The 20,426-nt window shown below is 70.2% G+C and carries 20 protein-coding genes; 9 read left to right on the forward strand and 11 right to left on the reverse strand.

The features are described from left to right. Positions 1–35 precede the first annotated feature (35 nt). From AB0H54_RS26265 to AB0H54_RS26275, 3 genes are all read left to right on the forward strand, one after another. Positions 36–1,184 carry an acyl-CoA dehydrogenase family protein gene (locus tag AB0H54_RS26265; RefSeq protein ID WP_357348705.1) on the forward strand — a complete coding sequence of 383 codons (1,149 nt, stop codon included), beginning with the start codon at positions 36–38 and terminating at the stop codon, positions 1,182–1,184. Between the two features lie 14 nt (positions 1,185–1,198). Then, on the forward strand, positions 1,199–2,416 hold the full coding sequence (locus AB0H54_RS26270; protein WP_357348707.1) for an acetyl-CoA C-acetyltransferase: 1,218 nt from the start codon (positions 1,199–1,201) through the stop codon (positions 2,414–2,416). 112 nt (positions 2,417–2,528) lie between these two features. Beyond that, on the forward strand, positions 2,529–2,750 hold the full coding sequence (locus AB0H54_RS26275; protein ID WP_357348708.1) for a hypothetical protein: 222 nt from the start codon (positions 2,529–2,531) through the stop codon (positions 2,748–2,750). 93 nt (positions 2,751–2,843) lie between these two features. Here the strand turns inward: AB0H54_RS26275 and AB0H54_RS26280 are convergent, their stop codons facing one another. Together AB0H54_RS26280 and AB0H54_RS26285 are read right to left on the reverse strand one after the other, a co-directional pair. Further along, positions 2,844–4,241 carry an MmgE/PrpD family protein gene (locus AB0H54_RS26280; RefSeq protein WP_357348709.1) on the reverse strand — a complete coding sequence of 466 codons (1,398 nt, stop codon included), beginning with the start codon at positions 4,239–4,241 and terminating at the stop codon, positions 2,844–2,846. Between the two features lie 23 nt (positions 4,242–4,264). Then, complete coding sequence (locus AB0H54_RS26285) at positions 4,265–5,746, reverse strand: aldehyde dehydrogenase (protein ID WP_357348710.1); 1,482 nt, start codon at positions 5,744–5,746, stop codon at positions 4,265–4,267. Positions 5,747–6,031: 285 nt separating this feature from the next. Here AB0H54_RS26285 and AB0H54_RS26290 point away from each other — a divergent pair, with 285 nt between their 5' ends. Together AB0H54_RS26290 and AB0H54_RS26295 are read left to right on the forward strand one after the other, a co-directional pair. Further along, complete coding sequence (locus tag AB0H54_RS26290) at positions 6,032–7,204, forward strand: CaiB/BaiF CoA-transferase family protein (RefSeq protein WP_357348712.1); 1,173 nt, start codon at positions 6,032–6,034, stop codon at positions 7,202–7,204. A 2-nt stretch (positions 7,205–7,206) separates the two neighbouring features. Continuing rightward, positions 7,207–7,944, forward strand: a complete 738-nt coding sequence (locus tag AB0H54_RS26295; RefSeq protein WP_357348714.1) for a nitroreductase — start codon at positions 7,207–7,209, stop codon at positions 7,942–7,944. 58 nt (positions 7,945–8,002) lie between these two features. Here AB0H54_RS26295 and AB0H54_RS26300 read toward each other — a convergent pair whose 3' ends face one another. From AB0H54_RS26300 to AB0H54_RS26310, 3 genes are all read right to left on the reverse strand, one after another. Next, complete coding sequence (locus AB0H54_RS26300; RefSeq protein ID WP_357348716.1) at positions 8,003–9,229, reverse strand: globin domain-containing protein; 1,227 nt, start codon at positions 9,227–9,229, stop codon at positions 8,003–8,005. Continuing rightward, on the reverse strand, positions 9,226–9,702 hold the full coding sequence (locus AB0H54_RS26305; protein ID WP_357348718.1) for an Rrf2 family transcriptional regulator: 477 nt from the start codon (positions 9,700–9,702) through the stop codon (positions 9,226–9,228). The genes AB0H54_RS26300 and AB0H54_RS26305 overlap by 4 nt, the downstream gene beginning before the upstream one ends. A gap of 98 nt (positions 9,703–9,800) precedes the next feature. Further along, positions 9,801–11,054, reverse strand: coding sequence for a CoA transferase (locus tag AB0H54_RS26310; protein ID WP_357348720.1), 1,254 nt, complete (start codon positions 11,052–11,054; stop codon positions 9,801–9,803). Between the two features lie 166 nt (positions 11,055–11,220). Between AB0H54_RS26310 and AB0H54_RS26315 the strand changes: the two genes are divergently transcribed. Continuing rightward, positions 11,221–12,003 (forward strand): enoyl-CoA hydratase/isomerase family protein, encoded by a 783-nt coding sequence (locus tag AB0H54_RS26315; RefSeq protein WP_357348722.1) that lies wholly within the window; start codon positions 11,221–11,223, stop codon positions 12,001–12,003. Beyond that, entirely contained in the window at positions 12,000–12,335 is a 336-nt protein-coding gene (locus AB0H54_RS26320; protein ID WP_357348723.1) for a carboxymuconolactone decarboxylase family protein, read from the forward strand. Before AB0H54_RS26315 ends, AB0H54_RS26320 begins: the two co-directional genes overlap by 4 nt. A gap of 23 nt (positions 12,336–12,358) precedes the next feature. Here the strand turns inward: AB0H54_RS26320 and AB0H54_RS26325 are convergent, their stop codons facing one another. From AB0H54_RS26325 to AB0H54_RS26340, 4 genes are all read right to left on the reverse strand, one after another. Next, a complete protein-coding gene (locus tag AB0H54_RS26325; RefSeq protein ID WP_357348725.1) occupies positions 12,359–12,736 on the reverse strand; it encodes a DUF2255 family protein in 378 nt (125 codons plus the stop codon). 51 nt (positions 12,737–12,787) lie between these two features. Beyond that, a complete protein-coding gene (locus tag AB0H54_RS26330) occupies positions 12,788–13,273 on the reverse strand; it encodes a nuclear transport factor 2 family protein (RefSeq protein ID WP_357348727.1) in 486 nt (161 codons plus the stop codon). A 110-nt stretch (positions 13,274–13,383) separates the two neighbouring features. Further along, positions 13,384–13,584 carry a hypothetical protein gene (locus AB0H54_RS26335; protein WP_357348729.1) on the reverse strand — a complete coding sequence of 67 codons (201 nt, stop codon included), beginning with the start codon at positions 13,582–13,584 and terminating at the stop codon, positions 13,384–13,386. Between the two features lie 126 nt (positions 13,585–13,710). Beyond that, entirely contained in the window at positions 13,711–14,589 is an 879-nt protein-coding gene (locus AB0H54_RS26340) for a helix-turn-helix transcriptional regulator (RefSeq protein ID WP_357348731.1), read from the reverse strand. Between the two features lie 179 nt (positions 14,590–14,768). Between AB0H54_RS26340 and AB0H54_RS26345 the strand changes: the two genes are divergently transcribed. Then, positions 14,769–16,376 (forward strand): helix-turn-helix domain-containing protein, encoded by a 1,608-nt coding sequence (locus tag AB0H54_RS26345; protein WP_357348733.1) that lies wholly within the window; start codon positions 14,769–14,771, stop codon positions 16,374–16,376. A gap of 118 nt (positions 16,377–16,494) precedes the next feature. Here the strand turns inward: AB0H54_RS26345 and AB0H54_RS26350 are convergent, their stop codons facing one another. Together AB0H54_RS26350 and AB0H54_RS26355 are read right to left on the reverse strand one after the other, a co-directional pair. Further along, positions 16,495–17,919: an MmgE/PrpD family protein gene (locus AB0H54_RS26350; RefSeq protein ID WP_357348735.1), complete on the reverse strand. Its 1,425-nt coding sequence runs from the start codon at positions 17,917–17,919 to the stop codon at positions 16,495–16,497. A 106-nt stretch (positions 17,920–18,025) separates the two neighbouring features. After that, on the reverse strand, positions 18,026–19,087 hold the full coding sequence (locus tag AB0H54_RS26355) for a response regulator transcription factor (protein WP_357348737.1): 1,062 nt from the start codon (positions 19,085–19,087) through the stop codon (positions 18,026–18,028). A 279-nt stretch (positions 19,088–19,366) separates the two neighbouring features. Between AB0H54_RS26355 and AB0H54_RS26360 the strand changes: the two genes are divergently transcribed. Next, entirely contained in the window at positions 19,367–20,416 is a 1,050-nt protein-coding gene (locus AB0H54_RS26360; RefSeq protein ID WP_357348739.1) for a zinc-binding dehydrogenase, read from the forward strand. The last annotated feature ends 10 nt before the right edge of the window (positions 20,417–20,426 follow it).

Raw genomic sequence — 20,426 nt, forward strand, 5'->3', positions numbered from 1 at the left:
TTTATGTACAACAAATGGGAAGGTGGCAGGTAGGCATGAGTCTCACGGCCGACGAGCAGCAGATGGTCGACCTGGTCGCGGAATTCGTCGATCAACGGGTCAAGGACCGGGTACGCGAATTCGAAGAGGACGACATCTATCCCGAGGAATTCATCGAGGAGATGAAGAAGCTCGGGTTCTTCGGGCTGCTCGCGCCCGCCGAATACGGCGGCGTCGACGTGAGCACCGCCTGTTTCGCCGGCGTCACCGAGCAGCTGGCCCGTGGCTGGATGAGCCTGGCGGGCGCGATCGGTGGTCACTCGGTGATCACCTACCTGATCCGGACGTTCGGCACCGACGAGCAGAAGCAGAAGTACCTGCCGAAGATGGCCGAGGGCGCGATCCGCGCCACGATGGCGCTCACCGAGCCCGGCGGCGGCAGCGACCTGCAGGCCATGCGCACCGTCGCGGTGCGCGACGGTGACCAGTGGTCGATCTCGGGCTCCAAGACCTGGATCTCCAACGCCGCGCACTCCGGCCTGATCGGGTTGCTCTGCATCACCGACAAGGACGCGAAGCCCGCGCACAAGGGCATGAGCGTGATCCTGGTCGAACCCGGTGACGGGATGATCATCTCCAAGAAGCTGCCCAAGCTCGGCTACCGCGGTGTCGAGGCCTGCGAGCTGGTGTTCGACGGTCGCAAGGTCGGCGACGACGCGATCCTCGGTGGCGTGCCGAACCAGGGCTGGTCGCACATGATGCGCGGACTCGAGGTCGGGCGCATCCAGGTGGCCTCGCGCGCGCTGGGCGTCGGCCAGGCCGCGCTGGACGCCGCCGTGCGCTACGCGCAGGAACGCCAGTCCTTCGGCAAGCCGATCTGGAAGCACCAGTCCGTCGGAAACCTCCTCGCCGACATGGCGACCAAGCAGCGCGCCGCCCGTCTGCTGACCCTCGACGCGGCGCAGAAGCTGGACGCGGGGGAGCGGGCCGACATGGAGGCGGGCATGGCCAAGCTGTTCGCCTCCGAGACCGCGATGCAGATCGCGCTCGACGCGATCCGGGTGCACGGCGGCTACGGCTACTCCAAGGAATACGACGTGGAACGGTACTTCCGTGACGCGCCGCTGATGATCGTCGGTGAGGGCACCAACGAGATCCAGCGCAATGTCATCGCCGCACAGTTGATCGCGCGCAACGCGATCTGATCGGAGCCATTCGGATGTCAACCCTGCGCAGGGCCGCGATCGTCGCGCCCACCCGCACTCCCGTCGGCACCTTCGGCGGCTCGCTGCGTGACGTCCCGGTCGAGGACCTGGGCGCCACGGTCGTGCGGGCCGTTGTCGAGCGTTCGGGCATCGACCCCGAACGCATCGACGACGTCGTGTTCGCCCAGTCCTACGCCAACTCCGAGGTGCCGTGCGTGGGCCGCTGGCTGGCCCTGCACGCCGGTTTGCCGATCACCGTGCCCGGCATGCAGCTCGACCGCCGCTGCGGTGGTGGCCTGCAGGCCCTGGCCACCTCGGCGATGATGGTGCAGACCGGCGCGGCCGACGTGGTGCTGGCCGGCGGCGTGGAGTCGATGAGCCGCATCGAGTACTACTCCACCACCGCGCGCTGGGGCGCGCGGGCAGGCACCGTGCAGCTGTTCGATCGGCTCGACCGGGGCCGAGAGCGGTCCCAGCCGGAGGCCCGCTTCGGCAAGATCTCCGGGATGATCGAGACCGCCGAGAACCTGGCCCAGGACTACGGACTGATGCGCGAGGAGGCCGACGCCTTCGCCGCACGCAGTCACCAGCGGGCCGCCGCGGCGTGGGCCGAGGGCCGCTTCGCCGACGAGGTGGTGCCGGTGACCGTGCCCCAGCGCAAGGGCGATCCGATCGTCTTCGCCACCGACGAGGGCATCCGGCCGGAGTCCACTCCGCAGACCCTGGCGAAGCTGCGCACCATCACCCCCGGCGGCACCGTCACCGCGGGCAACTCCAGCCAGCAGAACGACGCCGCCGCCGGGCTGCTCGTCGTCGCCGAGGACCAGCTCGACGCCCTCGGCCTGGAGCCGATCGGGTTCCTCACCGGCTGGGCCGCCGCGGGGTGCGAGCCCTCGCGCATGGGCATCGGCCCGGTGCCCGCCGTCGCGAAACTCGCCGCACGCCTGGGCACCGAAACCACGGCGCTGCTGGACTCGATGGACCTCGTCGAGGTCAACGAGGCGTTCGCGGTGCAGGTGCTGGCGGTGCTGGAGGGCTGGGGCTGGCGCGAGCACGACAAGCTCAACGTCAACGGTTCCGGCATCTCGCTGGGCCATCCGATCGGCGCCACCGGCGTGCGCATGGTGACCACCCTGCTGCACGAGTTGCGCCGCCGCGGTGGCGGTCGCGGTCTGGCGACCATGTGCATCGGCGGCGGCCAGGGACTGGCCGCCACCTTCGAGACCGCCTGAAACACCCGTTCAGGCAACGACTGTGCCCCGGCGAACCGAACAGGCCCGCCGGGGCACGGCCATTTTGTCCCCGATCCGAGCGAGGAACGATGAAGCAGCAGGCCAGGACCCCATGAAGCCCGGGAAGCGATCACCGCTGCCGGAGGAGCCCGACATCCGCCTGATGGTCCAGTTCGCCACCATCAGGATGGAATTCGCCGCCTGTCTCACGGCCGCGCTCGTCTTCGTCCAGGACATGGCGGCCGGGTGTCGTCCGTGCACCGTCTCGGTCGCGTCCGGACACTGCGCCGGGCTGCCCAGGTTACCCAACGAACGCCTGTACCTGCTGCCCTGAATCGGCGGGTAGGCACCTCGATCGACGAATGACGAACCCCTTCGGACCCGAATCGCGCTGGGCGGTTCGGGTCCGAAGGGGTTTCGTGGTGGATCAGACGCGCAGGAGTGCGGCGAAATCGGTGGCCGGGGTGGCCGGATCGCCCGCCGTGATGGCCCGCAACAGGGCTTCGCTGCGCTCGGCGCCCAGGTCGGTGACGGTGAGCTCGCGGAACTTGGCGTCCAGGTCGGCCTGCGACATCGGGTTCTCGGCGGTGCCGCGCGGGTTGTCCACGAACACGTGACCGGTGCTGCCGTCGCGGTAGGTGACCGTGATGTCGGCGATCCAGCGGCCGGGGTATTCGGCGTCGAGGGCGGGGTCGACCTCGATCTTCACCCGGCGGGCCATGGTCGCGACCTCGCTGCCCTCGCTCAGGTCGAGGCGGCCCGCCATGTAGTCGTGGTGGGTGCGGAAGCCGTTGCCGCGGCCGAGGATCGCCAGCGCGAACTGGAACGGCAGGCTGTACTGCAGGTGCTCGATGATCTGCGGGGCGTAGGCGTTGGCGTTCTGGTTGCCGATCACCACGTCGCCGCCGGACTGGATGCCGAGGCGGATGGTGTCGATCTCGCCCGCCCGCGCGGTCAGCTGCTGGGCGCCGTCGATGTAGGCGTGGTTGATCCCGCAGCAGCAGTACGGCTTGATCCACACCCGGGTGATCTCGAACGACGCGTCCGGCGCGAACAGGGCCGCGGCGGCCGCTTCGTCGACCGGTCGGCCGACGAAGCTGCGGTAGAAGCCCTTCCGGCCGCTGAGGAAGGTGGTCGGCCCGGTGATGCCCGCGGCGGCCATCTCGGCGGCGCGGATGCCGTTGCGGGTGCCGATCCCGGAGTGCAGCCGCTTCACCGAACCGCCCGAGGAGGTGTACTCGGTGGTGCCCGAGCTGTGGCTCATCGCGATCGAGAGCGCGTGCACCGTGCGCTCGAGGTCGAAGCCGCGCATCTTGGCCGCCACCGCCGCGGCGCCGAACGCCGACAGCAGACCGTGCGGATGGAACCCGCGCTCGAGCAGCTGCGGCGCGGCCAGGATGCCGATGCGGGTGTAGACCTCGTAGCCTGCCACGATGCCGGTGATCACCTCGGCCATCGAGGAGCCCAGCTCCTCGCCGACCGCGATGGCGGCCGAGACGACCGCGCTGCCGGGATGGCTGGAGCTGGACCGGTGGGCGTCGTCGTACTCGAAGCCGTGGCCGTAGGTGGCGTTGACGAACGCCGCGTCGGCGGCGCTCATCGCGTCACCGGAGGCGGTCACGTGCGCGCTGCCCGGCGCGTGCGAGGCCTTGGTCAGGTCGAGCACGGCCCGGCTCCACGACAGCGAGGCGCAGGCGATCTGCACGCCGAGCTGATCCTGCATCAGTCCGCGCGCGCCCACGAGCGCGTCGGCCGGGATCGAGTCGAAGTCGAGCTCGGTGACCAACCGGGCGACGGCGGCCTCGAGCGGGGGAAGGGAAGACATGGCGAACCTTTCGGGTGTCTGCGTCAGGCCAGGGTGTCCAGCAGCGGCTGTGGCAGGCCGTAGGACTTGAGCTCGACATAGGCGTCAAAGCCCTCGATCCCGGCCTCGCGGCCGATGCCGCTGTTCTTGAATCCGCCGATCGGCGCGAAGAAGCCGGCCGGGGTGCCGTTGAGTTCGACGGTGCCGGTACGGATGTGCCGGGCCACGGCCAGGGCGTGCGCCGGGTCGGCGGCGAACACCGAGCCGTTGAGGCCGTAGTTCGAGTTGTTGGCGATCTCGATGGCCTCGGCCTCGGTGTCGAAGGTATGCACGGTCAGCACCGGACCGAAGACCTCTTCCTGGGCGATCGCGGCGTTCGGGTCGACGTCGGCGAAGATCGTCGGCTGGACGAACCAGCCGCGGTCCAGGCCCTCGGGCCTGCCGCCGCCGGCCAGCACCCGGTTGCCCGCGTCCCGCGCCGCGGCGATGTAGCCCTCGACCCGGTCCCGCTGCGCGCGGCTCACCAGCGGGCCCACCTCGGTCGCCGGATCGAACGGATCGCCGACCGGCATCGAGCCGATCATGTCGCGGAGCCGGTCGTAGAGGTCGTCGCGCAGCGAACGGGCCACCACGATGCGGGTCTTGTTGCTGCACACCTGGCCGCTGTTGCGCAGCGAGAGCGCGCGGATGACCGGCACGGCCGCGTCCAGGTCGGCGTCGTCGAGCAGCACCGCCGCGGACTTGCCGCCGAGCTCCAGGGTGACCCGGCGCAGGTCCTCGCCGCAGATCGCGGCGATCCGCCTGCCCGCCGCGGTGGATCCGGTGAACGAGACCTTGTCGATGCCGGGGTGACGCACCAGGTGCTCGCTGACCTCGCGCCCGGCGACCACGACATTGAGCACGCCCGCGGGCAGCCCGGCCTGCTCGAAGATCTCGGCCAGCAGGTAGGCCGAGAGCGCGGTCTCCGGTGACGGCTTGAGCACCACGGTGCACCCGGCCAGCAGCGCGGGCGCGAGCTTGATGATCGCGATCTGCAGCGGGGCGTTCCACGGCACGATCGCGGCCACCACACCGACCGGCTCACGAGTGACCAGCGCGTTGCCGGTGACCGAGCGGCGGATGTCGGACCACTGGTACTGCGGCGCGAGCTCGAGGAACGCGTCGAGCAGCATCCGCGTGCCCATCGACTGCATCCTGGTGGACAGCGTGATCGGGCAGCCCATCTCGGCGCTGATCAGCCGGGCGACCTCGTCCTGGCGCGCGGCGAGCCCCTCGCTCACGCGGGTGAGCACGGCGATCCGCTCGGCGAGCTCCAGGCGCGGCCATGCTCCGCGGTCGAACGCGGCCCTGGCGGCCGCGACGGCGGCGTCGATATCGGCTTCGGCTCCGTCGGCTACGCGGGCCAGCACCTCTTCGGTGGCGGGCGAGACGACCTCGAACGTGCGGTCGGTGGCCGGGGCCACCCACGCGCCGCCGATGAACAGCTTGTCGAACTGTCCTTGCCAAAGCTCTGTCTGAACACTCATGGAGGAGACCTTCTTGTTCTCTATGGCGATGGTTGCCGACCGGAAAAGACCTGGTCGGCGGCGGTGCCACGGGCCGGGCCGCCGATGGCCTGTGACCGGAGTCATGTAAATTATATGATATAACTTAGCTCACCGGCCGACTTCGCTGTGTCGGGGACCACTTCCCCGAGTATGACGATCGCCTGGCTCATCTTCTGTCGCTGGTAATCCGCCCCCTGTGACCGCCACCACGATCGGTCATGCGATAATATATAATATGAGCCAGTGAGAGAGGGAGACAGGGCTATGCAGCACAAGCCACTCGACGGCATCCGGATCCTCGAGATCGGGGGATACATCGCGCTGCCGTTCGCCACGTCGATGCTGTGCGCGCTCGGCGCCGAAGTGGTGAAGATCGAGCGCCCCGTCGTCGGCGAGGATTTCCGTCGCCACCAGAACGACGGCAGCCCGTACTTCCGTCAGTACAACACCGGCAAGCGCAGTCTCGCGGTGGATCTCAAGCGTCCCGAGGGCGTCGCCCTGGTGAAGGCGCTGGTGCCGCACTTCGATGTGGTGCTCGAGAACATGCGCCCCGGCAAGGTGGCCGCCATGGGTCTCGGCCCAGACGAGTGCCGGGCACTGCGTCCCGACATCGTCTACGGCTCGGTGACCGGCTTCGGCAACGGCGGTCCGCTGTCCAACCGGCCCGCCTACGACACCATCGGCCACGCCTTCGGCGGCCTGTACTCCCTGTTCGGCGACGAGGGCAGGCCGCAGCTGACCGGTGGCCTGAGCGCCGACCTGGTCACCGGCCTGAGCACCGCCGCGGGCGTGCTGGCCGCGCTGGTCGGCCGGCTGCGCACCGGGGAACCGCAGCACGTGGAGACCTCGATCATGGAGGCCGTCAGCGTGCTCGCCACCGACGGGATCACCCAGGCCTTCGAACTGGGCGCCGACCCGACCCGCGAGAGCAGGCATCCGCAGGCGCAGAATTTCTGTGTGAAGACCGCGTCGGGGGAGTTCCTCGCGGTGCATCTGTCCTCGTCGCAGAAGTTCTGGCAGTCGCTGTGCCGGGCGATGGACCGCCCGGACCTGGCCGAGGACCCGCGCTTCGCGGAGTACCGGCCGCGCGAGGCGCACTACTTCGAGCTGGCCAAGATCGTCGAGGCGGAGTTCGAGCGGCGCACCTTCGCCGAATGGGAGGCGGCGCTCACCGCGCAGGATGTCCCGTTCGCGCCGGTGCTGTCGATGACCGGCTATGTCGACCACGAACAGGTCGACTGGCTGCGCATGGTCGAGCCGCAGGACGACGGCCTCGCCCTTGTGCGCCCGCCGTGGCGGTTCGACGGTGAACGCCCCGATCGTCCCGGCGCCGCACCGCGCGTCGGTGCCGACAGCCGGACCGTCGCCGCCGAGGTGTACACCGCCGAGCAGATCGAGGCCCTGATCGCCGCCGGTGTGGTTTCGGTGGAGGACTGAGGATGACCGAGCACACCGACACGCTGGCCGAGGCCCCAGCCCTCGCGCAGAACGGGGATCGTTCCGCCTACCTGGCCGAGCTGCTGACCAGCCGCTGGAGTTGCCGCGCCTACGACCAGCGTGAGGTGCCGCGGCCGGTGATCGAACGGCTGCTGAGCCTGGCGCAGCGCTCCGCGTCGTGGTGCAACACCCAGCCGTGGCAGGTCATCGTGACGAGCGGTGCCGGGACCGAGCGCTTCCGCGCCGGGCTCGCCGAGTACTCGGCGGCGCACGGTGCCGACCACGGCGACGAGTTCGAATTCCCGCCACCCGGCGCCTACATCGGGGTGTACCGCGAGCGGCGCCGCGCCAGCGGCTGGCAGTTGTACGAAGCTGTCGGCGTGGCACGCGGCGACCGGGAGGCGTCGGCGCGCCAGGCGTTCGAGAACTTCCGGCTCTTCGGCGCCCCGCACGTCGCGATCGTCACCACCGACGCCGAACAGGGCGTCTACGGCGCGGTCGACGGCGGCCTCTACATCGGCACCTTCCTGCTCGCGGCCGCCAGTCTCGGGCTGGCCGCCGTCCCGCAGGCCGCGCTGGCGGGCCGCTCCCGGTTCATCCGCGAGTACTTCGACATCCCGGCCGACCGCAAGATCCTCGCCGGGATCTCGTTCGGCTATGCCGCCGCCGATCATCCGGCCAACAGCTACCGGACCGCCCGTGCCCCGCTGAGCGAGGTCGTCAGCTGGCGGGATCAGTAGACGGAGACAGTGTCGTCTCCGGCCCGCCCCGGCTGTCGGTGCCGGGGCGGGGCTCAGCTCAGGCGCCGAGCCGCCAATCGGTGGGCGTGAACTGTTCGATGTGCACCCGCTCGGCGGGGAGGCCCGCGGCGGCCGCCTGTGCGCGGATCGCGTCGAGGAACTCGTCGCCGCCGCACACGTAGATCTCGGCGTCGTCGGGCAGCGGGACCGCCGACAGGTCGAGACGGCCACGGTGCGCGCCGTCGGTCGCCTCGGCGTACCAGAACGCGACCTCGGCCCGTTCGAGCCGCTCGACGAGGGCGAGCACGCGCGCCCGCAACGGGTGGGTGCCCGCGCTGCGATCGGCGTGCAGCACCTGCACCGGCCTGCCCTGGTCGCGCGCGGCCAGGTGTTCGAGAATGCCCACCATCGGAGTCGCGCCGATACCGGCGGAGATCAGCACCAGCGGGGTGGTGGCGTCGGGATCGATGGTCAGTTCGCCGAACGGCAGCGAGATCTCGAGCTCGTCGCCGACCGCGACCCGCTCGTGCAGCCAGGTCGACACGGCCCCCGCCGGGCAGCCCGGCCGCGCCGCGACCCGCTTCACCGCGAAGCTCAGCGTGCCGTCCCCGCCCGCGCCGATCAGACTGTACTGACGCAACTGCCTGGCACCGTCGGGCAGCCGCACGCCGACCGAGATATATTGTCCGGCAACGAATCCGGGTAGCTCGTCGGCCGGGTCGACGGCCCGCACCCGGAACACCGCGACCCCGGCCGGATCATCGATGCGCGCGGTCACGGTGACGGTTCGCCAGACCTGCCCCGGCTGTACCCCGGCCTCGATGTAGAGCTGCTTCTCCAGGTCGATGAGTGCGTCGGCCATCAGCCAGTACACCCGGTCCCAGGCCGCGGCGACGGGCGCGGTGACCACGTCGGCGCCGAGGACCTCCACGATCGCGGCGAACAGATTGTCGTGCACCACCCGGTACTGATCGGCGGTGACGCCGAGCGAGGCGTGCTTGTGCCCGATCCTGGCCAGCACGGCCGACGGGTGCGGTAGCGCGGGGTCGACGAGGTAGGTCGCGAAGGTGGCGATCGCCGCCGCGAGCGCGCGTTGCTGACTGCCCGCTGCCTGGTTGCCGTGATTGAACAGCTCACGCAGCAGCTCGGGATGGTTGCCGAACAGCGTCCGGTAGAAGACGGTGGTGATCTCGTCGACGGCGTCGGCGATCACCGGGAGCGTGGCGCGCACGATCTCGGCCTGTGCCGGGGCGAGTTCGGGGTGCGCGCGGGTGGTGGCGGTCATCGGGGGAACTCCTCGGCGTCGGCGGGCGAGCGCTGCGGCGGATGAGCGCGCAGCGGCAGCAGCTGTCCGGCCGCACCGGCGACGAGATCGGCCACCGTGAACCGGTCGAGCTCGCGATAGAACGCCTCGGTGGCCTGCGCCAGCGCATGGCGCAGGCGACACCCCGCGATCATGGGGCACGACGGCGGTCCCGTGCAGTCGACGACCTCGGGGCGCTGTTCCAGTTGCCGGATCAACGTCCCGAGCCGGGTCGAGCGCGCGGTGCCGGTGAGCATCAACCCACCGCCGCGGCCGCGGCTCGTCGCGATCACGCCGATCTCGACGAGCCGGGCCACCACCGTGGAGACGGTGCGTTCGGAAGCGCCGACCTGGTGGGCGATCGCCTTGATCGTCACCCGGTCGCCGAGCTGGTCGGCCGCGGCCAGGCGCATCACGGCACGCATCCCGATGTCGGTGGACGCGGTCAGCTGCATGGCTCGACGCTACCGCCCGGCGAACCCGGTATTCGCCCTGATCAGCGGTGTCTTCGATTACGCACAGCGGTGCGTAATTGCGGTCACAACCGGGGGAGTCACACCCGCGTGCCGTCGCCGAGGACGCCCGCGGCGCGGAGTTCGGCCAGCTCGCTGTCACCGAGCCCGAGCACCTCCGCGAAGACCTGGTCGGTATCGGAGCCCAGGGCCGACGCGGGGCCGACCGGGCCGTAGTCGCTGTGCTCCCGGATCGGGCTGTGCGCCGAGATGACCGGGCCGATGCCGGGCTGGTCCAGCTCGGTCAGCACGCCGCTCGCCGTGCCCGCCGCGAAATCGGCCACCACGTCGCTCATCTGGCGATAGCGGCTCCACAGCACGCCGGCCGCGGTGAGCGCCGCGCCCGCGGCGTCGACGGTGAGCTCGGCGAACCAGGGGCGCATCACCGCCGCGATGGTCTCCCGGTGGACGTAGCGATGCGCCTCGTCGGCGAAGTCGACACCGAGTGTCGCCTCCAGCGAGGCGATGACCGTCGCCGTCCCGGTCGCGGTGCACAGCGCCTGCCACTGGCGCGGCGTCAGCGCGACGACCATCACGCGGCCGTCGTCGGCGGTCACGAAGTCGGCGCCGAACGAGCCGTACATGAAATTGCCGTGCCGCGGCCGGTCGCCGCGTTCCCGAACCTCGCTGAGCCAGCCCAGATTGGCGACACCAGCGAGCGCGACGTCGGCCAGCGCGATCTGCAGATGCGCGCCGTCGCCGGACCGCTGCCTGCGATGCAGCGCCGCGAGCAGCGCGGTGGTTGCGGTCATCCCGGCGATCAGATCCCACGCGGGCAGCACATGATTGACGGGTGTGCGGGAGTCGGCGGGCCCGGTCAGATCGGTGACGCCGACCTCGGTGTTGACGGTGTAGTCCACCGCGGGCCCACCGCCCGCCTGGCCGCCGATGTGCACCTTGATCACGTCGGCGCGCCGGGCCGCGAGCGCCTCATAGGAGAACCAGGGTCGCCCGACCGCGTTGTCGACGACGATGCCCGCGTTCGGGCCCGGCGCGGTCGCCAGCGCCAGCACCAGTTCCCGGCCCTGCTCGCTGCGCACGTCGACGGCCACCGACCGCTTCCCGCGATTGAGCGAATTCCAGTACAGGCTCTCGCCGTTGGCGCGCGCCACCGGCCACCGCCGGTAGTCCGGCCCGCCGCCGAGCGGGTCGATCCGGATCACCTCGGCGCCGAGCTGGGCCAGCGTCATGCCCGCCGACGGACCCGCGACGAAACTCGCGAACTCGACGACCCGCAGTCCATCGAGCGGGCCGCTCATCCGCGTGCCGGGTGCGAGGTCGCCGGGCTCGTGCATCGCGTCTCTCCTTCGTTCGCGGCGAACCGCCTATTGTTCGAATATAATATATCTAAGTGCCGCACCTGGCGGACGCCGTCGATCAACCGGCGTGCCGGTAGGTATCGTATATTAAATATTAATCATCGATGGATTCGGCTACCGAGTGCTGGGAGTGCCCGTGGTGTTGCTGGTCGACCGCTCCGAACCGGGCGTCGTGCAACTGACGCTGAACCGGCCCGATCGTCTCAACGCCCTGGACGGACCCCTGGTCGACGCGCTCTCCACGACCCTCGCGACGCTCGACGAAGAATGGCCCGAGACGCGCGTGATCGTCCTCGCCGGAGCGGGACGCGCGTTCTGCTCGGGTGTCGACCTCCACTGGGTGAACTCGGGAGTCCTTCAGGACCCCGGACGGCACAATGCTTTTCACGAGCAGCTCAACCAGCTGTGTCACCGGCTCGAGCGGGCCCGCGCGGTGGTCGTCGCGGCGGCGCACGGGTACGCCGTCGCGGGCGGGTTCGAGCTGCTGTTGGCGTGTGACCTGCTCGTGGTCGCGCGGGATGCCCAGATGGGTGACAACCACATCCGGCACAACCTCCTGCCCGCTGCCGGGGGGAGTCAGCGACTGCCCCGGAAGGTGGGGATCCCACGCAGCCTCTATCTGCTGCTGACCGGCCATCGGATGGACGGCGACGAGGCGGTGCGATCGGGGTTGGCGTGCGCCGGCGTCGCCGAATCCGAGCTGCGATCGACCGCGCTGACGCTGGCCCGCGGCATCGCCGGCGCCGACCCGCACGCCACCAGCACCCTGAAAGCGTTGGTGCGCAGAGGAATCGAACTGCCACTGGCGGAAGCATTGTGGCTGGAACTGCACGAACAGTACCGCTACCGCAGCGCCTCGCCGGCGCTCGAACACGGAGTCGCCGGCTTCACCGGCCGCAGGCAGGCTCCGGAGGAGGCACCATGACCGAGAACCCCCCGACCCCCACCCGGGCCCAACGACTGATCGGTGACTTCGCGCCGAAACTGGTCTCGCTCACCGATGACGTTCTGTTCGGCGACATCTGGGCCCGGCCCGAACTCGGTCCCCGCGACCGCAGCCTGATCACGTGTGCGGTCCTGGTCGCCGGTGGCGACACCGAGCAGTTGCGTGGTCACCTGACCCGGGCGGTCGACAACGGGGTCACCGAGGCGGAACTCGTCGAGATGATCGTGCACTCGGCCTTCTACGCGGGCTGGCCGCGCGCGGTGTCGGCGATCCTGGTCGCCAAGGAGCTGTTCGGCGGCGACGCCGAGTAGCCGAGCCCGGATCGGATCCGATGTCAGCCGACGGGATCCAGGCGCAGGGTGGTCGCGGCCGCGGTGTCGGACACCATCGTGTCCAGGGCGCTGCCCTGGCCTCGGTACTTGGTGCGGTAGGCGGTGGCGACGGCATCCTCGGTCGCGGGATCGGCGACGGCGGTCAGTCGCACGTCGGCGTCCACGGGTCCGGCCGAGATGTGGGCCCGGCCGTCGTCGGCGGTGGCGTGGCGATACCACCCGCCCTGGGTGCCGAAGGCCGAGCGGACGTACAGGTCGTCACCGACGCGCACCACCCAGATGGGAAGCGCGCGCCGTGGCGATCCATCGGCCCGGAAGGTGTTGATGTGCAGTTCGGCCGTCCGTCCCAGCCGATCGAGCTGATCTGCGGTCCATGTCATGGGGTCACGCTCCTGTTCGAGTGGTGTTGTGCGGGAAGGGAACTCCGGTGATCAGGCGTATTGCAGGTCCGCGCGGGGGATGCGGCCGTCGGTGATGGTGAAGTCGAAGCTCGCGCGGAAGTCGCCGCCGCTGTTGCGGTCGACCCGGACCAGCAGGCGCTGTCCGTCGGCCCGGCGCTCGCCCACCTCGAGGACCCGGACGGAGTAGCCGGCGACCTCGGGGACGGCGAACCCGGTGCGGATCTGTTCGCGTCCCTCGAAGCGGCGGTCCGCATCGATCAGGACGGCGTCCTCGGTGAACAGCGCGGCCATCGCGTCGGCGTCGCGGGCGTTCCACGCGTCGACGAACGCCGTGGCCACCGGGTCCATCGCGGCCGCCGATGCCGGCGCGATCGGCGCGAGCGACGACGCCGCGGGGGCAGGGGAGGGGTCACCGCTCGAAGCGCAGCCGGTGACGGCGATCAGCACGCCGAGCCCGATCGCGGGGATGAGTCGCCGTGCCCGGTGCGGGGCGCGGAGTTGAGCTGTGGGCAGCATGTCCTCATGTCCTTCCCTGGAGTGCGTAGGCCCAGGTTATGGACGATTCGGCGGGCGAGGGAGAGCCTGGCGGTACCCCTGACGGGCGGGGTGCCCCGCCCGCGTTCACCTCAGGAGGCGGTCATCCGCCGCATCGAGACCGGCGCGCGCCAGCCGCACGGCAGGCCGCAGGTGGCGACGACTTCGCGGTCGATCGAACCGTCCGCGAACTGCCGGGTGACCAGCGAGGCCGATGCCGGGTAGCCGCAGGCGCCGCAGCGCCCGAAGTAGTCGAGCAATTCGTGAACGGTGGTGTGGGTGGGTGCTGACACAGCTGGACTCCGGTGTCGAGAGAGTGGGTCCGTCGGACGGCTGACCGACAAAGGATTATGCATAATATATTTGCAGGAGGTGGCGAAATCCGCCACCGGCGTGACTGTTCACACCGGGGCGGCCGCTCAGTGGGGGTGTTTCACGCGCTCCGCGTCGGCGGTGGGCGCCGCCCAGGACATGAGGATGCGCAGTTTGTCGTGCGAGCTGGTGCCGGGATCGGCCGACCACAGCACCAGCTGCTGATCGGTGTCGCCGGTGTCGCGGAAGGTGTCCCAGTTGAGCGTCAGCTCGCCGACCTCCGGGTGGATCAACGTCTTGGTACCGAACTCCTGTCGCGCGACGTGCCGCGCCGCCCACCACTGCCGGAACTGTGAGTCGGCGATGGACAGTTCGCCGACCAGCGCGGACAACTGCGGATCGGTGGGGTTGGTCGCCGCGTCCATGCGCAGGATCGCCACGCAGGTGCGGGCCACCGATTCCCAGTCGGCGTAGAGCGTGCGCATCGCGGGATCGGTGAACACCATCCGGACGTAGTTGCGCTGTCGCGGCGTCATCGCCGAGAAGTCGGTGAGCAGCGCCGAGGCCAGCGGGTTCCAGGCCAGGATGTCGAGATTGCGCCCGAAGATCAGGGCGGGGGTCTCGGTGAGCTGGTCGAGCAGCCGCTGCAGCTGCGGGCGGATCGGTTTCTGCCCGCGCCGGGCGGCGCGGCGGTCGCTGCGCTTGGCCAGGTTCTCGGCGTAGTCGCGCTGGTCGTCGTCGAGGTGCAGCACGCGCGCCAGGGCGTCGAGGACCGGTTCGGACGGCGCGAGCCTGCCCTGTTCGATCCGGGTGTAGTAGTCGTGGCTGATCGCGACGAGATCGGCGACTTCCTCGCGCCGCAGCCCGCTCACCCGGCGTGGGGTGTTGCTGTGCACGGTGAGGCCGACGTCGGCGGGGGTGAGCTCGCCGCGCCGTGCCTTCAGGAATTCACCCAGCTCGCGCAGGTGGGGGGCTCGGTCGCTCATGTACTCGAGGATAGGTCGATCCCGGTGCCGCTGCCTGGGAGTATTCGTTCCCAGGCAGCGGCACGGGCTGGTTTCGCCGATATCGCGGACGGGTGACCAGATTGTGTATAAAATATTTCTTGTCAGAGATCACAGACTCAACCGCGGTGCATGACGCGTCGGGACAGGGTGGTGTTGGCGTGACCACGAACTCGCTGCAGGCTTACACGGAGACCTCGTCGCGGGCCGACATCCGGGCGTCCTGGACTCGGTCCCGCATGAGCGGCTTGCGCGAGGACGTCCTACCCCGCCTCGACATCGACGACAAGACCACCGACGGCGGGCTGGCCCGCGCCGCGTACCCGGTCCTGCGGCGCACGCTCTCCGAGATCGACGGCAGCCGGGTGGCCTTGATGCTCGCCGATCAGTCCGCCCGGGTGGTCGAGGTGCGCGGCGCGACCGCGGCGATCTCCACGGCCATCCGCCGGGTCGGCCTGGTCCCCGGGGTGCGGCTCAGTGAGGACCGGATCGGCACGAATGCCCTCGGTACCCCGGTGGAGATCCGGCGCGGCCTGCTCGTGCGCGGTCCCGACCACTACATGACGGCCTTCCGGGACTTCACCTGTTACGGGCACCCGATCTTCCATCCGGTCACCCGCAGGCTCGAAGGCGTGCTCGGGATCGGCGGCGAGTTCGAGGAGGACTACCGGCTCTCTGCGCCGCTGGCCCGGCGCATGGTCCGCGATATCGAGGACCGGCTGCTGCAGGACTCGCCACGGGCGCAGAGCAGGCTGATGAGTGCGTTCCAGGCCGCGGCCAGCCGCCGTGGCAGGCCGATCGTGGTCATCGGCGACGGGCTGGTGCTGGCCACTCCCGCGGCGTTGGACCTGCTCGAACCCGCCGATCACGCGGCCGTCCGGGCGTGCGCCGAGGAGATGGGCGCGGCGGCGGCGCAGAGCCATCGCCTCACCCTCGCCTCGGGGCGTCAGGTCCGGCTGACCTGCGAGCCGATCGACGGCGCCGACGGCGTCCTGGTCGACATCGCCCCGGATCGGGTGATCCGGCGGGCGGAAGCGGCCGACCGGACCCTGCGCTGGCCGCTCCTGGTCGTCGGCGAAGCCGGCGCGGGCCGCACCACCGAGGCGCGCACCGCGAGCGGTCCCGACGCGATCGCGCTCGACGCGACCGAGATCGTGCTGATGGGTGAGCAATCCTGGGCGACCCGGATGGAGCTGGCCCTGACGTGCCGCGGGCCCGCCGTCATCGTGGAGAACATCCAGTTGCTCTCCGAGCCGCTCACCGCGCTGCTGGCCCAGCGGCTGCGGGAGACCGAACGCCACGTCGCGCTGACCTCGACGCCCGGCGACCACCTCGACGACATCCACGCCGCCCTACCCGCCGTGTGCAACGACCGCAGGGAACTGCTGCCGTTGCGGCGGCGCAGGCACGAGATCCCCGCTCTCGCACAGCATCTACTCACCGCGGTGTCCGGCCACACCAGGACCAGGTTCACCGCCGAGACCCTGCGGGTGCTGGCCGCCCAGCCCTGGCGCGGCAATATCGCCGAACTCCGGCGGGTGGTCGAACTCGCGGCGAACGCGCGCTCGGCGGGCGACATCATCCCGTCCGATCTGCCCGCCTCGCATCGCGGCGGACCGGCGCCCAGTTCCCCGTTCCACGAGGCCGAGCGCGACGTCATCGTCGCGGCCATCGAGGCGGCGGGCGGCAACAAGCAGCAGGCCGCCAGGGCGCTCGGTGTCAGCCGGTCCACGCTCTACAACCGCATCCGGGCACTGCGTATCGCCTAGCAGTCCGGGAACGACATCGGCACGCACCGTGGGGGGTGCGTGCCGATGTCGTTGCGTACGTGCAGAATACGAAGGGCCCCGCCCGTGTAGGGGGCGGGCGGGGCCCTTCTCGGTGAGCTCAGTCGTTCGGGGCGAGCAGGCGCATCACGGTGCCGAAGTCGTCGATCCGATCGACGCCGAGGACCGCCTCGACGACCTGGTCCATCCGGGTCTTCGACAGCACTCCCTCGGCGTTGACGCGGAACTTGGCGACCAGCTCGTCGGTCGTCATCCTGGTGCTCGGATCGGGGGAGGGGCTGCCCTTCGGGTAGGTGCGCTCGGCGCTGAACGTCGTGCCACGAGCGTCGACCTCCACCCGGGTCGGCCGGGCCGAGGGGTGCGCGGACAGTGCCTGGAAGTAGTCCGGGTGCGGCGCGAAGGTGACCTTGTCCATCAGGCCGAGGACCGAGTCGCTGAACACCAGTTCCGGTGCGTGCCAGGCCCGGCTGGGCACCACGCGGTGCGCGCCGACCGACAGGCCGTGCGCGATGTCGAACTGCGCGTCGTGGGTCTTCTCGATGACGCGGCTCTGCCACAGCGGATGCATGACCGCGGCCTCGCCCCAGCAGCGGATCGCGTCGATCTCGCCGGGTGCGATGTCGTTGGTCTCGAGGATCTCGGTGAGCGCGTGCAAGGGACCGTGCAGGATCCGGCAGTGCGGGTACGGCTTGTAGGACTGCTCGGCCAGGAAGCGCCATTCGGTGCCGAGCGCGTCGGTGATGTTCGACGGTTCCCATCGCCGGGTGCCGATGTACTTGCGGAAGCCGACCTCGGCGTCGTCGAGGATCTCCAGGTCACCGGTGTGGCCCAGCTGGGCCATGTGCACCGCGGTGAGCGTCGCCTGGGTGAGGGTACCGGCGAGCAGATACTTCAGGGTCGAGCTCGGGGCGTGCTTGATCCACGGCCGCATCGCGTTGACCGGTGCGGTCGCGGCGGCGATGCCCAGCGCGTGCGCGAGGGTCTCGGTGGACTGGCCCGCGAGCTTGCCCGCGGCCGCCGTGCCACCGAAAACGGTGACGCTGTAACCGATCACGGGGGACAGGTCCATCGAGTCGTTCTGCACGTCGCGCAGGTAGTCCATCGACTTGTAGAAGCGATAGGACATCTCGTGCGAGAGCGCGACGGCGGCCAGCACCTCGCGGCCGGATCGGCCACGGCTCTCGGCCATGGCCATCGTGGTGGGCAGCACGTAGGGCGAGACGTGGCCGGGCGGGAGCACTGCGTCGAAGTCGAGGGCGTTGATCAGCTCGCCGTTGGCGAAGGCGGCGCCGAAGATCGAGACCCGGTCGGTGGTGCCGATGATCGTGGCGTCACCGTCGGTGCCGCCGGTCAGCCTGCCGTACTCGATGCCGATCTTGCCCTTGGGCTCCTCGACCGCGCCGAGCGCGCAGCCCATCGCGTCGAGCAGCAGTCGTTTGGATTCCTCGACCGCCTCGGGCGGCAGGGTGTCGAAGTCGGCGTTCGTGGTGAACTGCGCCAGCTGCTCGACGATCGTGTCGGCCATGAGTGTCCTCTCGCGGGGCGCGGCAGGACACGGGCCCACCGCTGGGCTCTTCTCGTATTATATAATATATGACGAGCTCTGTGGTGAACTCCGGCGGCTACCGCGGTCAGCGGGGAGTGGGCCTGCGCAGCCAGTAGGCCACGGCCTCGGCGCGGTTCGCCGCGCCGAGTTTGCGCAGGATGTGGGTGATGTGGGTTTTCACCGTCGCCTCCGAGATCGCGAGTTCGCGCGCGATCTGCCGGTTGGCTCGGCCCCCGGCCAGCAGGTCGACGACCTCGATCTCGCGCGTCGAGAGCGCGGGCGTCGCGGTGCTCGGCACCGGTCCCGGGCTCAGTATCCGGTCGAACCCGGCGCGCATCGCCGTCAGTCCGTCGAGCAGCAGCGTGCCCGCCATGGCCTGGCCGAGGCCCTCGGCGAACACCGCGAGCATCGCGCGCGCGGTCGGGTCGACCTCGCGCCGCTGGAAGTAGAAGTCGCCGTGGACCAGCCCGGCCACCGCGCCGTTCACGATGAGCGGGGCGACGGCGTAGGAGCTGCAGCGGGTCATCGTCACGATCGGCCGGACCACGCGGGGATTGTGCTGGACGTCGAAGACCAGGCCCGGCCGGGCGCGGGCGACGATATCGCTCTCGACGAGTTGCCCGTCCAGGGTCGGCGGCGCTTCGCGGCCCGCGGCGACGATCTCTTCTGCCCACCGCTGATCGTCGGCGATGAACATCGTGTGCATGTTCCACGTCGGGCCGTCGGTGGTCGAGACGAGGGCGCGGTCGAAACCCATGGCCCCCACCGATTCCGCCGCGCGGGTCAGCAGCTCGTCGGTGCTCTGGGCACCGCGCAGCAGCGCGATCGCCTCGCCGGTGCGCCGGAGGTCGGCCGCGCCGTCGGGGGCGCGCGCGGCGGCCAGTTCGGCCTCGACGGCACGAATGCGCGCGAGCAGCGCGGTGGCGCGGGCCAGATCGGTGGCCGTCGCGGGTTCGGTGACGATCGCGACGACCGCGTCCCAGATCTGGTTCAGCAGCTGGGCGACGCCGGCGAGGGAGCGGGGGCCGGAGGAGGGGATCCGGCGGCCGAGTACCTCGGCGGCGTCGGTGAGCACGGCGGACAGGCCGGGCACCGGCTCGACGTCGAGCAGTGTGTCCCGCCGGGGTGTCATCGTCTCGATCGCCACGTGCCAGCTCCCTGTCCTTACCACTGTTGTGCAGAATATTCAATGTATCTGTCGATGTGGTGTCTTTGCCTGAATCGTTGTCGAACCTGTCCGTTCGCATCGCCCGCTGGTCGGAGCGGAATACGACTTCCGGATGACTGTCCAGGCTATCCCTTGTGATGCGCGACACCGCGTACTTAATATTCTGCCCACCGCCACTGGAGTGACCTGAGTCTCATCAGCGCTCTTCAAATATATCAAGCATTGTGCGTGGCACGGTCTGGGTTAGGAGTAGCAACTATGCGGGGTGTTGTGTTCAACGGGGATCGCGACCTCGAGATCGCCGAATTCGACGATCCGGCGCCGGGTCCCGACGACGCCGTCGTGGCGATGAAGGCCTCCGGCATGTGCGGCAGCGATCTGCGGTTCTACCGCGCCCCGGCGGGCGACGCGCTGGCGGCCTTCGGCCTGTCCGGCGACGGCGGCGGCATCATCGCGGGCCACGAACCCTGCGGGGTGGTCGTCGCGCTGGGCGCGAATGTCGACCAGCGCGCGGTCCGCGTCGGTGACCGGGTGATGATCTACCACTACGACGGCTGTGGCACCTGCGATCGGTGCCGTACGGGCTGGACCCAGATGTGCCAGCGCGGCGCGACCATCTTCGGCGCCACGGCCAACGGCGGCCACGCCGACTTCATCAAGGTGCCGGCGCGGACCCTGGTCCCGCTGCCGGACGAGGTGAGTTTCGCCGCGGGCGCGGCGATTTCGTGCGGTACCGGCACGGCCTACGGCGCGCTGCGCAGGCTGCGGCTCGACGCGTGCGACGCCATCGCGGTCTTCGGCCTCGGCCCGGTCGGGCTCTCGGCGGTGCAGCTGGCCGCGGCCATGGGCGCCGAGGTGATCGCCGTCGACGTCCAGGCCGACCGGGTCGCCAGGGCGAAGGAATTCGGCGCCGCCCACACGATCGACTCGAGCAGCGTCGACGCCGTGGCGGCGATCCGGGAGCTGACCGGCGGCGCGGGCGTCAGCTGCGCGCTGGACTGCTCCGGCGCACCGGTGGCCCGCGCGGCCGTGGTCAAGTCGGCCGCGCAGTGGGGACGGGTCGCCTTCGTCGGCGAAGGCAACGACGTGACCCTCGACGTGAGCCCGGATGTCATCCGCAAACAGCTCACCATCCTCGGCTCGTACACCTTCTCGATCACCGGACAGGCCGACTGCGCCCGCTTCGTCGCCCGGCACGAGCTCGACGTCGACCGGTTGTTCACCGATCGCTGGCGGCTCGCCGACGCGGCCGTCGCGTACGCGGAGTTCGACAAACAGGCAGGCGGCAAGGCCGTCATCGAGTTCTGAACGGGAGCAT

This window comes from Nocardia sp. NPDC050718 (assembly GCF_040654235.1).
In the GTDB taxonomy this organism is placed as follows: domain Bacteria; phylum Actinomycetota; class Actinomycetes; order Mycobacteriales; family Mycobacteriaceae; genus Nocardia.